Origin of the sequence: Halioglobus sp. Uisw_031 (assembly GCF_047729875.1) — a bacterium.
Classification (GTDB): domain Bacteria; phylum Pseudomonadota; class Gammaproteobacteria; order Pseudomonadales; family Halieaceae; genus Marimicrobium.
Window position 1 is genome coordinate 2,685,464 of record NZ_CP159826.1, and the last position, 13,921, is coordinate 2,699,384.

Sequence of the window (13,921 nt, forward strand, 5' to 3'; positions counted from 1 at the left end):
AATTAGTCGTCAGAGATTTTTATTTCAGGAAACTGACGCACGCCGTTATCCTCTTGGGCCGCTAGCGCTTCTCGCACCGCAGCCGCAGCATCCAGATACAGTTTAGCCTCAGCCGATTGCGGGGCAGCAACCACGGTGGGACGTCCGGCATCCGTCTGTTCTCGTATCGAAAGCGTCAGCGGCAAGCTGGCCAGCAATGGCACGCCGTAATCTTTTGAAATACGATCCCCGCCCTGCTGGCCAAAAATATGCTCATGATGCCCGCACTCACTACAAATATGCACCGACATATTTTCTATAATCCCCAATACCGGGACGTCCACCTTACGGAACATCTCGATACCTTTGCGCGCGTCTAGTAGAGCAATATCCTGCGGCGTAGTCACGATTACCGCGCCGGCTACCTTGGCCTTCTGCGACAGAGTAAGCTGAATATCGCCTGTTCCAGGCGGCATATCAATCACCAGATAATCAAGCTCACCCCACAGGGTCTGTTCCAGCATTTGCGCCAGAGCGCCGCCCGCCATCGGTCCACGCCATACCATCGGGGTGCGGTCATCCACCAGGTATCCCATAGACATGGTCTTCAAACCGTAAGCCTCCACCGGCAGAAGGTGCTGATCGCCCTGCTGTTCGGGACGATGGCCCGAAGGGATACCGAGCATCAGCTGTTGACTGGGCCCATAAATATCGGCATCCAATAGTCCCACTCGCGAGCCCATGGCGCTGAGAGCCAAGGCCAGATTGACCGCCGTAGTGGACTTGCCCACGCCCCCTTTACCGGAAGCAACTGCAACAATGTGTTTAATCTGATTCATCAATACCTGTAAGCGCTGTGAGACTGGACCGAGAGCATTGGGCCAGCATTTTCCGGCCCGCCAGTATAGAGACATGCTGTGCGTTCAACAATGGCACCCTAACAACTGCCACGGATGAAACTCGCTCGCAAAAACGCTACAATGAGCGCCGTTTTATGAAGCAGATGACCCTCATGGCAGCACCCGCTCCACGCAAAATCCTCGTTACCAGCGCATTGCCCTATGCCAATGGCTCTCTGCATTTAGGACACTTGCTGGAACAGGTGCAGACCGACATCTGGGTGCGGTTCCAGAAGTCCCGCGGGCACCATTGTATTTACATCTGTGCCGACGACGCCCACGGCACCGCTATCATGCTGACAGCAGAGAAACTGGGGATAAGCGCGCAGCAGCAGATCGACAGCATCAAGCAAGAACATTTGCGTGACAGCACCGGCTTCCTCATCGGCTTTGACAATTTTCATACTACCCACAGCGAAGAAAATCGTTTCTGGTGCGAGGCGATTTACCAGCGGCTGAAGGAAAACAACCATATTGCTACTCGGACGATTACGCAGGCGTTCGATCCGGAAAAGCAACTATTCCTCGCCGACCGCTTCATCAAGGGCACCTGCCCACGCTGTAAAACCGAGGATCAGTACGGCGATAACTGTGAGGCCTGCGGAGCCACTTACAGCCCGATGGAGCTGATCAACCCGGTGTCAGCCATATCGGGCGCAAAACCCATTGAAAAAGAGTCTACCCATTTGTTCTTCAAACTCCCTGAATTTGAGGCAATGCTTAAGGAATGGCTTAACTCCAATACACTGCAACCGCAGGTCGCCAACAAACTCCGGGAGTGGACGGAGGCTGGCTTGCAAGAGTGGGACATCAGCCGCGACGCCCCCTACTTCGGTTTTGAGATTCCCGGGGAACCGGGCAAGTATTTCTATGTTTGGCTGGATGCCCCCATCGGCTACATTGCCAGCTTTCAACATTACTGCGATCGCACCGGACACGACTTTGAGCCCTACTGGACACTCGGCACTGACACCGAGTTGTACCACTTCATTGGCAAAGACATCATCAACTTCCACGGCCTGTTTTGGCCCGCCATGCTGCAATCAGCTGGGCTGCGCGCGCCCACTGCCGTCTACGCACACGGCTTCCTAACCGTGAATGGCAACAAAATGTCCAAAAGTCGCGGCACCTTCATCAAGGCCAGCACGTATCTGGAGCACCTCGACGCAGAGTATCTGCGCTATTATTTTGCCGCCAAGCTATCGGCTTCTATAGACGACATCGATCTCAATTTGGAGGACTTCATTCAACGGGTCAACTCCGACATTGTCGGTAAGGTGGTGAATATCGCCAGTCGTTGCGCGGGCTTTTTGCGCAACTCTTTTGACAGTCAACTTGCTCCCAGTTGCGCAGAACACGCGCTAGTGCAGGACTTTATTGCCAAAGGCAGTGCCATCGCCGAATTGTATGAACAGCGCGAATTCAACAAGGCAATGCGTGAAATTCTGGCGCTGGCGGACAAAGCGAATCAATACATCGATGAGAAAAAACCTTGGGTACTGGCCAAGCAGGATGGGACTGAACAGCAGGTGCACGATGTATGCAGCGTCGGCATCAATCTATTTCGAGTACTGATGACCTACCTGAAGCCCGTGTTGCCTGCCATGGCCGAAAAGGCTGAAACCTTTCTGAACTGTTCACTGGATTGGACGGCACTAGAGTCACCTCTAACAGGGCATCAGCTGGCAACGTTCGTGCCACTCCTCACGCGCATCGACAGCAAAAAGGTGGAAGCCCTGATAGAGGCCAGCAAGGATTCGCAGGCGGCAGAGGTCGCGCTATCGAACGAAACCGATAACGCACCCGCCCAAGTCAGCACTATCGAGTTTGACGACTTTGCCAAAATTGACTTGAGAATCGTTGAAATTATCGCAGCTGAACACGTCGAGGGTGCGGACAAATTGCTGCGCCTGACACTCAGCCTCGATGCGGAAGGAACCCCTGCGGGACGCAGGCAAGTATTAGCGGGCATCAAATCAGCCTACCAACCGGAAGACCTAGTGGGCAAACTGACGGTGATGGTGGCCAACCTGGCGCCACGTAAAATGCGGTTTGGCCTGTCGGAGGGTATGGTGCTGGCCGCCGGACCCGGAGGCAAGGATATCTTCCTTTTAGAGCCACACGCGGGCGCTACGCCGGGGATGCAAGTCAAATAGTCCCAAAAAGCGACTTTTACCTAATGGTCGTTAGTCTGTAAAATTAGACTCCATTAATCCGTCAGAAACGCTAAAATGACGGTCCTAGAATTGCAGGCGCGAGCGTACTTAGCGCACAAAGCGCAGCGAGAACCTAACCATGCTGGCAGACTATTCCATATTGTTGATCGGCGCCATTCTGGTCAACAACTTCGTACTGGTGCAGTTCTTGGGACTGTGCCCGTTCATGGGCGTGTCAAATAAGCTAGAAGCCGCTATGGGCATGTCTATGGCGACCACCTTCGTGCTGACGCTCGCAGCGGCCTGTAGCAACCTGACCTATCAGTTCTTGCTGGTCCCGCTAGGGCTGGGCTACCTAAAAACGATCGCATTCATTCTGGTGATCGCCGTCGTCGTGCAGTTTACTGAAATGGTCATGCGCAAGACCAGTCCACTGCTGCACCGTGTACTGGGTGTTTATCTGCCGCTGATCACAACCAATTGCGCCGTACTGGGCGTTGCACTGCTCAACATCTCGAAAGACCACAGTTTTTTGGAGTCGCTGTTCTACGGTTTCGGCGCGGGCGCGGGCTTCTCTTTGGTATTGGTTCTTTTCGCTGCCATGCGTGAACGCTTGACGGTGGCGGATGTGCCTGCGCCCTTCAAGGGCGCAGCCGTGGGTATGATAACCGCCGGCCTGATGTCTTTGGCCTTTATGGGATTTGCGGGACTGGTATAGACACAAGTGATTGAGCTCCTAACACAATATCCGCTGTTTGCTGCCCTCATCGCTTTGGTAGGACTCGCGGCTGCGTTTGGCGCTCTTTTGGGATTTGCTGCGGAAAAATTCAAAACCGAAGGCAATCCCATTGCGGACGAGATCAACAACATCTTGCCCCAGACCCAATGTGGCCAGTGTGGGTATCCTGGCTGTCGACCCTATGCGGAGGCCATCGCCAATGGCGAAGCCATCAACAAATGTCCGCCTGGAGGTGAAGCGGGCGTTCAGGCCCTGGCCGACTTATTAGATCTGGAGCCGCTACCCCTGGATGAAGAACACGGCGAAGCCAAGAAAGTCACAACGGTAGCCTTCATCCGTGAAGATGAATGTATTGGCTGCACTAAATGCATACAGGCCTGTCCTGTCGACGCGATTCTAGGCGCGGCGAAGCAGATGCATACGGTCATCATCAGCGAATGCACCGGCTGTGATCTGTGCGTTGAGCCCTGCCCTGTCGACTGCATCGACATGATTGCTCAGGAGGAATCGCTAAAGACCTGGCACTGGCAGCTACCTGACCCCGTTAGCCGACGCGTGGACATTATTGCCACCGATGTTGTCCTTAGCGATGCACCCAAGGACCGCGCTGCATGAGAAAAGTTTTTGACTTCCACGGCGGCATCCATCCGGCTGAAAACAAACATCAGTCTGTGCGCACACCGATCGCCGATGCCGGCATTCCACCTGAGCTGATCATTCCACTATCTCAGCATATAGGTGCACCGGCCCGCCCAGTAGTATCTATTGGCGAGCGTGTGCTCAAGGGCCAGATGATCGCCGAAGCACGAGGCTTTGTCAGCGTGCCGGTGCACGCACCGACTTCGGGTACAGTTCACGCCATTGAGGACCGCCTCATTGCACACCCCTCCGGCTACCTTGCACCCTGTATCGTGATCACCTCAGACGGCCAGGATGAGTGGGCAGAACACAGCGGCGTCTCGGACTATCAGAAACTGGAGACAGCTGACCTGATTGGTATAATTCGCGATGCCGGAATTGCAGGCATGGGCGGCGCCGGTTTTCCGAGCGCGGTCAAACTGTCGGTCAAGTCGGACACCCAAATTAAAACACTGATCATCAACGGCACAGAGTGTGAGCCTTACATCACTGCTGACGATATCCTGATGCGCGAACAGGCTTACGAGATCATTGAGGGCACAAAAATTCTGCGGCAAATCATCGCTCCGAAAGAAACTCTGATCGGTGTCGAGGACAATAAACCAGAAGGCATTGCCGCTCTGCGTGCGGCAGCTCAAGGTACAGATATTGAGATCGTCACGTTCCCCACCAAGTATCCCTCCGGCGGCGAAAAGCAACTCGTTGAGATCCTCACAGGAAAACAAGTGCCCAGCGGCGGCTTGCCTTCTCAGGTTGGCGTTGTCTGCCAAAATATTGGCAGCACTGTGGCTATTTTCAACGCTGTTGTACACGGGCAGCCGCTTATTTCCAGAATTACCACTGTCACCGGAGAAAGCGTACATGAACCGCAAAATTTTGAGGTATTGATCGGCACCCCGGTGCAGTATCTGATCGAAAAAGCCGGTTATCAGAGTGAGAAAAATAAGCGCCTTATTATGGGCGGACCGATGATGGGTTTCACCATACCGGATACAGATGTGCCTGTCGTAAAAACGACCAACTGCCTGCTCGCGCCCAGTGAAACAGAATTGTCCACACCACCACCTGCCCAAGCCTGCATCCGTTGCGGCATGTGTGCTGAGGTCTGCCCGGCCAGCCTCTTACCACAACAGATGTTCTGGTTCGCACAGGGCAAAGAATTCGAAAAGCTGGAAGAGCACAACCTGTTCGATTGCATCGAATGCGGCGCTTGCTCCTTTGCTTGTCCTAGTCACATTCCATTGGTCCAATACTACCGAGCCTCCAAGGCCGAAATTTTACAAATGCGTCGCGATCATGAAATCGCGGAGCAGTCCCGCATTCGATTCGAGGCTCGCCAGGAACGCCTAGAGCATGCTGAGGAAGAAAAAGAGGCGAAACGCGCTGCACGAAAAGTTGCGGCACAACAGCGTGCCCAGGCAGCGGAAGAAAGTGGCGAAGAAGACCCGATCCAAGCTGCCATTGAGCGCGCTAAGGCTAAAAAAATCGCACAGCAGGCTGGTGCTGGTGCTGGTGAGGAAAGTGAACTGGAGAAGTTGGAGAAAGCCGTTGTATCCACGTCTAAGCGACTGGCCACTGCAACGACTAAGCTGGAACAGGCCAAGGCAGAAGGGAGTGATCTTGTAGGGGCACTGCAAACCGGTGTCGACAAGACCCGAGACAAACTGACAGCGGCGGAGCAGGCCCTAAAAGACTGTGAGCAGCGTCTCGACACCCACTCTGCAGAGCAGCCTCCTGTTGACGCTGCGCAGGCGGCTATAGAGAGAGCGATGCAAGCCCGCACGTCAGAAGCATCGCTAAGCCCGCAAGAGAAAGCACGACTCGACCTGGGAAAATTACAGAACCGCCTGAAAAAATCACAGGCCGTGCTCATCCAGAGTCGGGAAAATGCCGAGGAAGACAAGGTCATCGATGCACTGGAATCGACAGTCGCGCGTCTAACCGAAAAAATCAACGCTGTGCAACAGCAGCTGAATGCCGCCGAGGACGCATGACATGGCTCTGATGCGCCTCACATCACCCCACGCGCATGGCCCGATGAGTACTCAGAGGGTGATGCAAAGTGTGCTGCTTGCCACTATTCCAGGCGTTATTGTCCTAACCCATTTTTTTGGCTTTGGCACGCTGGTCAATATCCTTTGGGGAAGTATCGTGGCGCTGGCCTGTGAAGCGCTTGCACTGAAGCTGAGACGACGCCCTCTGGGTTTTTATCTGAAAGACTATAGTGCTCTAGTAACGGCCGTTTTATTGTGCATTGCCTTACCACCTTATGCACCGTGGTGGCTCATTGCAGTGGGTATCGCGAGCTCTATCTTGTTAGCGAAGCACTTGTACGGTGGGCTGGGCTATAACCCATTCAACCCTGCCATGGTGGGCTACGTTATTCTGCTCATTTCTTTCCCGATACAGATGACCGCATGGGCGCCACCGCGTGGCCTCGGAGAGTTGCCGGGATTTATGGAAGCCTTGCAGGCGTGTTTTACCCCCGCGGCCTATGACGGCACTACCATGGCGACACCGCTGGACCTGTTAAAACAGAACAATAGTCTGCTAATTAAAGATCTATGGAACCAGTATCCGCAGTTTGGACGCTGGTCTGGCTTGGGATGGGAGTGGGCCAATATTGCCTTTCTAGCCGGAGGAGTCTGGTTATTGTATCAGCGCATATTTACCTGGCATGCGCCTGTGGCAATGCTGGTCACTCTTGGGCTACTCGCCGCCATCTTTTATGACGGCGGCAGTTCCGCAAGTGGGGGTTCGCCGTTGTTTCACCTGCTAGGCGGTGCCACCATGTTTGGAGCCTTCTTCATTGTTACTGACCCGGTGAGTTCCGCGGTGTCCTTACGCGGCCGTTTAATCTTTGGCGCCCTGATCGGTGTGCTGATATATACTATTAGGATCAAGGGAAATTATCCGGACTCGGTGGCTTTTGCTGTATTGATTATGAATTTTGCTGCGCCATTTATCGATTACTATACCCAACCTCGCACGTATGGCCATAGCAACAAGCGCGGAGGAGACTAGAATGCTTGGACGATCTATTACCCGCAACAGCATTCTGCTCGCAATTTTTGCTGCGTGCACGACGGCGCTCATCGCTGGCACACACCTGCTAACAAAAGACGATATCGCAGAGCAAAAACGCTTGGCGGAAGAGAAAGCCTTGCTACAAATTGTTCCCAGAAGTCGACACGACAATTCAATGCTGGATGACACCATAGCCGTCGGCCCGCAGGACGTGGAACTGGGATTGAGAGTGGACAAGCAGATTTATGTCGCACGACAAAATGGAGAAGTGGTAGCGGTGATCATTCCAGCCGTCGCACGCGATGGCTACACAGGAGACATCGAACTGATTGTGGGTGTTAATAGAGACGGTACGATCGCAGGCGTGCGTGCACTGGCACAGAGGGAAACACCCGGGCTAGGCGACAAAGTGGATCTCAAAAAATCTGACTGGATGCTGGGCTTCAATGGACGCTCACTGCAAAATCCGACGTTGTCCGGTTGGGCTGTCAAAAAAGACAAGGGTATTTTTGACCAGTTTACGGGCGCCACGATTACGCCCAGAGCTGTCGTTGCGGCCATCCTCAGAGTCTTACAATTTGCCGAAAAAAATAAAGCGACCCTGTTCGATACTGGCGACACCAACATTGCCCCCACTGGAGATGACACATAATGGCGGATGTCAGTTACAAGGATCTATCCCTTAATGGCTTATGGAAAAACAACCCGGCCATTGTCCAGTTACTGGGATTATGCCCGCTGCTTGCGGTCACTGGCAGTGTGGTCAATGCTCTTGGGCTAGGACTGGCCACGATGATGGTACTGATCATTTCTAATACGTCCGTATCACTGATTCGCAATCTCGTTTCCGACGCCGTGCGCCTTCCCACATTCGTAATGATTATTGCGGCAGCCGTCACGTGTATTGAATTGTTGATGCAAGCCTTTACGTATGAATTATTCCAAATTCTGGGTATTTTCCTGCCCTTAATCACAACCAATTGCGTCATCCTGGGCCGGGCTGATGGATTTGCCGCTAGAAATTCAATAGGGCCGTCCTTCTACGATGGCCTGATTATGGGATTAGGCTTTGCCTGTGTACTGGCGGTCTTGGGTGCTCTGCGCGAACTGAGTGGCACGGGTGCGCTGTTCGCCAATATGGATTTGCTGTTCGGTCCAGGCGCGGCCAACTGGAAAATCGTCATGTACCCGGACTATCAACCGTTCCTGTTGGCAATCCTGCCGCCCGGCGCCTTTATCTTTACCGGTCTAATTATTGCCGTTAAAAACCTGATCGACGATCGAATAAAGAAACGACAGAACGCGGTGAAGGCCCGTCCTATAAAAGGCGCCAAACGCGTGCGCGTAACAGGGGCTGTATCTTAAGGGTTACTCTGTCGCCAACATGAGCGTATCGAGTATTTCATCCACTGCGGCATCATCCATGCCACCGTTTTCTTCGTCGCAACTGTAGGTGATAAATAACAGTAGGGTGCCGCTTGACACATACCATTCACGAACCGCCGCTTCTTCCTCCACGTAGCGGCTGCTGACGCCAGAAAATTCTCCCAGCGTCACTGGCTGCCACTCCAGCACCTGCTCCGATTCCTCTTGCGCTATTGCCGTCACGGAATTTTGATCGAAGTCTCCCTCCTCTTTGTGCAGCGTGCTTATCTCGATGCAGCCGACATCGTCGCGATCGCCGACTAAAATACTGTCCTCCTCCGAGTCTGCCCACCACTCGGGTGGAAGCGCCAGGGTCCACCACTCAGTTTCAAGAACGTTCATTGCATATTCCTTAATAAGCACCGCGACATTAACAAGGCATCCTCTCGTCCGCCTTCTGTGGGGTAATAGCTTTTGCGTGTCCCATCCAACTCAAATCCATTGCCCTTATATAATCGCCGGGCAACAGCATTGGATTGACGCACTTCCAAAAAGCAGCGGGTGGCACCAGCCTCTTTCATTTTTAACAGCGCAGCTTGCAGCAGCAGATGCCCGAGACCCTTCCCCTGTTGGGCCGAATGAACGCCAATACTGTAGATAGAGGCCTCATCCAGCACCTGAGAAAACACCAAAAAACCGTCTGTCCGGCCATCCTCCTCGACCACCATCGCGAACTGTTCTTTTGCGTTGGCGTCGCTGCAGGCAGCGGCGAACTGCCGCGCATTCCAAGGATTGATATTGACGCTGACATCAATGGCCGCCAGCGATCCGGCGTCTGCCGGAGAAGCGGGCCTAACCGTGCGCGACACAACCGCAGACAATCTGAATCAGGACGGCAGGGGCACTATCGTCTCTCACGCCTTTCTAGCCAGCGGCAACAAATCGCGCCACACCTGCCGCTTGAGAGCGGGTTGTGCCAATATTTCTGCGCTGCTCATAGTATTCACAGTCACAACGCTAGTCTGCTGCCGAGGCACGCGCTGCACACAGGCTTGACCTAGCAGCACCAGACCACGGCATCCGTGTTCTCCCAGCCTTCTATCAACAAAGCCCGCGACACTGGCTCGAGCCGCCTCTTCGCCCAGATCAAGCTGCTGGTTGGTGTGAATGGGCCAATCAAACTGAGCCACTTCAGGCTCGACGGCAGGTTTTACTTCAACGCCTGGCGATGCATGACATAGCAGCAGGGCTTGCGCCATTGATTGCACCAGCCTGACCTGATCCGTGGTCAGCGGCCCGGCCAACTCCTCAAGCCACAACCAATCACCGGCAACAATCGCGGTCAAACTGAACCGAGGCACAGGCTCGCCCTGCTGTGACGAGGCACTAGCCTGCACGCTGACCGCCGCCGGACGTGCGGGCTGAGCAGCGAGCGCAGGCCGTGATAGTAGAGGCTCTGGTATCACTCCAGCAGGTAGCTGCTGGCTGCTAGGCGCTATCACTATCGCGAGGCGTTGAGTAGCGGCTGCACCTGGCAACTGGGCCCGCGACACATAACTGTCGATCCCCAGTGCGTCTAGGTACGCCATACGACTCAATTCATGCATTTTTGCTCTCATTTAGACCCGGTAACCGAGCGTAAAGTCTAACAGTTTTTAACAGCTGACTATATCCAGCGCCACCCATGACGGTTAAAAAACATCATTCCTGACGTAATGAAGTACCGCAGGTGGCGTCGACCCTTGTTCGCCGCGTAACCTCCGTGATGAATAATTCGCATGTCCGGATCAAAGACGAGGCGGCCCACCTTGCCCAGCCGCAGCGACAGATCGAAATCCTCAAAGTACAAGAAAAAATCCTCATTAAAGCCGCCGATTGCTCGCAGGTCAGGTGTGCGGGCCAGCATGAAGCATCCACTCGCTATTGCCACGTTGACCTGTCCTTGTCCTTGTCCCTGTCCCTCATCCTGACACAGATCACGCATTTCATAGGCGGCTAGCTGCTGACGGAATAGACGACGGAGAAACCGCGGGGCGAAGCCTCGCAGTAACAATACAAGAACCGAGGGATAGCGTTTACACAGAAATTCCTGCTCGCCACCACCGCTAAACACTTTAGGGCTGGCCAACGCAACATCCTCGTTGTCCAGTAGCAAGGTCAAGCCCGTCCGAAGCGTATCGTCCTGCAACTCTACATCGGGATTTAGCACCAAATGAAAATCACTCGCCAGCCGTTGGAGGACTTCATTATGGCCAGCGCCGAAGCCCCGATTGCTCGCTAATGGAAGGTACTGAATATCGAAAAATTCACTTTGCGGCCAGCCCGTGATCTCCTGGGTCAGCTCGGCGCGGTAGGACTCTTGCGATAAATTGTCGATCAAATACACCGTCACTCGGGCCAGACAGTTCGCCTGAAAAGCGGCTTGAGCTGACCTGTGCAAACTCTGCATGGCGCTGTTCAATAGCGCCAGTGGGCTATTGTGAAGCACCACTGAGACAGATAGGTAGAGTTGAGGTTTAGAGGACACATTCATGGGGCCGATGGTATCAGCTAGCAAGCACTGTGCAACGTTTCAGATGGTGTTAAAGCGCAACTGTGTTAACGGGCCCAGACAATGGCCCAAAAACCTCAGCTCTGCACCGAGATAGAACCTGCGTAAAAAATAACAACCGTGCCTATCGTTATGTTATTTATCGAGTTTTTATAGTGTGTCGTGCTAATCTACCAGCAGGGGATAAGCCACTGGTTGACGGTTAGAACGAATACCTCAAAAATGATCCAAGGCAGGATTAGGTGTTAAGGCCCGCTCATCAGTGAACAACAGGGGATAATCAATGACCATTCGGGGCACCACTCTTATCGGCCGTCTGGCTGCTTTATGCACGTTATTGTTCGCCTTCACCGCTTGTGGGGGCGGGGGCGGGGACTCGGGTTTCCTCCCGCCAGACGACCCAGACGTTACTATTGATCTAGCGATTACTACCACGGCTTTACCCAATGCTGTCGATGGCATCGCATATACCGCACTGGTGGAAGCCGATGGAGGGGCAAAACCCTATACATGGGCCGTGGTTAATAATGGCGGCACTAAGCTGGTTATCAACAATGAAGGGATCCTTTCCGGCACGGCGCCATCGATCGGGGACTATGGCGTGTCCCTACGAGTAACCGACAGCACGAATACACAAGTCACAAACTCCTTCATCTTAACTGTGACGGGTGATACGCCCGTGCCACTGGCCATTGCCACTCCATCGCCTCTAACGGGGGCCGAGCAGGGTAAACCTTACACTGCCATTTTAGAGGCCGTGGGTGGGCAAGGTGACTATATGTGGACGTTAATAGACAATAGTGACAGTGGTCTGCGACTGGGACCTGACGGTATACTCAGTGGCACTGCACCCGCGGAAGGTCAATATGGCATTACCGTGTCTGTCACGGATGATACGCGCACAGTATCGAAGGTTTTGATATTAGAGGTGACCGCTGGCTCTTCTCCGCTGACGATCACCGCGCAATCGCTTCCCAACGGAACCATCGATGACCGTTACGCCGCCGTTTTAACCGCATCAGGCGGGGATAAACCGTATGCTTGGACACTCGTTTCAAATGGCGGGCAATCTGGTCTAGTGCTTAGCTCCGCGGGTGTATTGTCGGGCACTCCAACACTAGCAGGGACCTTTGGTCTTATAATCCAAGTCAGTGATGGCATCAGTACAGATCAATCCGCCATCACCTTGACCATTGCTCCAGCGGGCGGTGGTTCAGAAGTGCTGGACATTACGACAGGCTCTCTTCCGGACGCAGACAGAACGCTGTACGCAGCCTTGGTCGAAGCGACTGGGGGAGAACAGCCCTACGTTTGGTCTGGCAACGATATCAGCGTCCCCGGTACCGGCTTTCAAATGAATCCGGCTTCAGGATTGATCACCGGCAACACCAATGAACTCCTGCCTGGCCAGTATGGCTATACCGTCACCTTAAGGGGCAGAGCGGGTGCGACTGATACCCGGTCTTATGTGATTACCGTACCGGGCGGGGACAGTCCACCGGTGAGGATTCTCACTGAAAACCCACTACCGGAGGCCTCTGAGACGCTCCTTTACACCACGATATTACGCGCAGTAGGAGGGCTTACCGGACAATACCTTTGGTCCGTTGTAGCTGACAGCGGCTTCGGGACACCTCCTCCCTCATTTACTGGCGGCGCCCTCGACGCAAGCACCGGTATATTGACCTGGCCTGCTGCAGCTGTCATGGCGGGGAACTATCTAATAACCATTCAGGTGGTCGCCGATCCAAATTCGACCACTCCGTCTTCGGACATACGGACCTACGATCTGCAGGCCTCGGGGCCACCCGTAAGAATCACCACTGACAACCCACTGCCCGGCGGCATAGTGGGGACTGAATACTCCTTCCAGTTCAGCATCTCAGGCGGTGGCAACACCAATACTTGGTCGAGTGCCGTCACGAGTAACGGCAGCAGCGTTCTCGATGGTCCCGATTTTACGACAGGGTTCCCTAATGGGACTTTAATCTGGCAAGCAACGAATGTTCAGCAGGGTAATTATGTGATCACAGTCAAGGTTGTGAGTCAGGGTGACGATGGCTTCGCGTCCGAAAATACAAAAGTATTTAATCTGGGAATACTTCCCAAGCCTTAGCTTCGTAAAGGCATTCCAAATAAAGGGTTCGTCGATTACTCGGCGTACCCTTTTTTATTGCACGACAAAAAATGATTCCGTCTACTGAATCGATAATTTGACCTGAGAATATAAAAAAGCGGCACAACAGATAGACCTTTTTCTTTTTCATCGCCCATAAAAAAATCCCGCAGCACGGATGCAGCGGGATCTAAAATTAAAGCCTGGCAATGACCTACTCTCACATGGGGAAACCCCACACTACCATCGGCGATACATCGTTTCACTTCTGAGTTCGGGATGGGATCAGGTGGTTCCAATGCTCTATGGTCGCCAGGCAAACTGGCTTAAGTGTTCTTTGGGTCTCACCTGATTACTCAGCGCCACGGTTCACTCAAATAGGGAGGTAAATTAAGCTGTCTGTTCTTGTCTTAACACTGGACTCAATCACAACATCCGCTGTCTTCTCAT

The 13,921-nt window shown here is 53.6% G+C and carries 13 protein-coding genes and 1 rRNA gene; 8 read left to right on the plus strand and 6 right to left on the minus strand.

Features of this window, described 5'->3' with window-relative positions; all coding sequences use genetic code 11:
• Window positions 1-2 precede the first annotated feature (2 nt).
• On the minus strand, window positions 3-818 hold the full coding sequence (gene apbC / locus ABXT62_RS12205) for an iron-sulfur cluster carrier protein ApbC (RefSeq protein WP_415355561.1): 816 nt from the start codon (window positions 816-818) through the stop codon (window positions 3-5).
• 164 nt (window positions 819-982) lie between these two features.
• Between apbC and metG the strand changes: the two genes are divergently transcribed.
• The 7 genes from metG to ABXT62_RS12240 all read left to right on the plus strand — a co-directional run bounded on the left by metG (window position 983) and on the right by ABXT62_RS12240 (window position 8,804).
• Window positions 983-3,034, plus strand: coding sequence for a methionine--tRNA ligase (metG, locus tag ABXT62_RS12210; protein ID WP_415358210.1), 2,052 nt, complete (start codon window positions 983-985; stop codon window positions 3,032-3,034).
• 139 nt (window positions 3,035-3,173) lie between these two features.
• Window positions 3,174-3,752, plus strand: coding sequence for an electron transport complex subunit RsxA (gene rsxA, locus ABXT62_RS12215; RefSeq protein ID WP_415355562.1), 579 nt, complete (start codon window positions 3,174-3,176; stop codon window positions 3,750-3,752).
• Window positions 3,753-3,758: 6 nt separating this feature from the next.
• Entirely contained in the window at window positions 3,759-4,388 is a 630-nt protein-coding gene (gene rsxB, locus ABXT62_RS12220; RefSeq protein ID WP_415355563.1) for an electron transport complex subunit RsxB, read from the plus strand.
• Complete coding sequence (rsxC, locus tag ABXT62_RS12225) at window positions 4,385-6,406, plus strand: electron transport complex subunit RsxC (RefSeq protein ID WP_415355564.1); 2,022 nt, start codon at window positions 4,385-4,387, stop codon at window positions 6,404-6,406. The genes rsxB and rsxC overlap by 4 nt, the downstream gene beginning before the upstream one ends.
• 1 nt (window position 6,407) lies before the next feature.
• Complete coding sequence (gene rsxD, locus ABXT62_RS12230; RefSeq protein ID WP_415355565.1) at window positions 6,408-7,436, plus strand: electron transport complex subunit RsxD; 1,029 nt, start codon at window positions 6,408-6,410, stop codon at window positions 7,434-7,436.
• A 1-nt stretch (window position 7,437) separates the two neighbouring features.
• Window positions 7,438-8,091 (plus strand): electron transport complex subunit RsxG, encoded by a 654-nt coding sequence (gene rsxG / locus ABXT62_RS12235; RefSeq protein ID WP_415355566.1) that lies wholly within the window; start codon window positions 7,438-7,440, stop codon window positions 8,089-8,091.
• The gene (locus ABXT62_RS12240; protein ID WP_415355567.1) at window positions 8,091-8,804 is read left to right on the plus strand and encodes an electron transport complex subunit E; all 714 of its coding nucleotides are present in this window, start codon (window positions 8,091-8,093) and stop codon (window positions 8,802-8,804) included. The genes rsxG and ABXT62_RS12240 overlap by 1 nt, the downstream gene beginning before the upstream one ends.
• A gap of 3 nt (window positions 8,805-8,807) precedes the next feature.
• Here the strand turns inward: ABXT62_RS12240 and ABXT62_RS12245 are convergent, their stop codons facing one another.
• From ABXT62_RS12245 to ABXT62_RS12260, 4 genes are read right to left on the minus strand one after another with little or no spacing between them, the layout of a single operon-like run.
• On the minus strand, window positions 8,808-9,206 hold the full coding sequence (locus ABXT62_RS12245; RefSeq protein WP_415355568.1) for a hypothetical protein: 399 nt from the start codon (window positions 9,204-9,206) through the stop codon (window positions 8,808-8,810).
• Complete coding sequence (gene rimI / locus ABXT62_RS12250) at window positions 9,203-9,673, minus strand: ribosomal protein S18-alanine N-acetyltransferase (protein ID WP_415355569.1); 471 nt, start codon at window positions 9,671-9,673, stop codon at window positions 9,203-9,205. Before rimI ends, ABXT62_RS12245 begins: the two co-directional genes overlap by 4 nt.
• A 45-nt stretch (window positions 9,674-9,718) precedes the next feature.
• Window positions 9,719-10,411 (minus strand): hypothetical protein, encoded by a 693-nt coding sequence (locus ABXT62_RS12255; RefSeq protein WP_415355570.1) that lies wholly within the window; start codon window positions 10,409-10,411, stop codon window positions 9,719-9,721.
• 59 nt (window positions 10,412-10,470) lie between these two features.
• Entirely contained in the window at window positions 10,471-11,331 is an 861-nt protein-coding gene (locus tag ABXT62_RS12260; RefSeq protein ID WP_415355571.1) for a glycosyltransferase, read from the minus strand.
• A gap of 307 nt (window positions 11,332-11,638) precedes the next feature.
• Here ABXT62_RS12260 and ABXT62_RS12265 point away from each other — a divergent pair, with 307 nt between their 5' ends.
• Window positions 11,639-13,471, plus strand: coding sequence for a putative Ig domain-containing protein (locus ABXT62_RS12265; RefSeq protein ID WP_415355572.1), 1,833 nt, complete (start codon window positions 11,639-11,641; stop codon window positions 13,469-13,471).
• Window positions 13,472-13,672: 201 nt separating this feature from the next.
• On the opposite strand, the gene rrf is transcribed toward ABXT62_RS12265, so the two are convergent.
• Window positions 13,673-13,788: ribosomal RNA gene (rrf, locus tag ABXT62_RS12270) — 5S ribosomal RNA — on the minus strand.
• Window positions 13,789-13,921 lie beyond the last annotated feature (133 nt).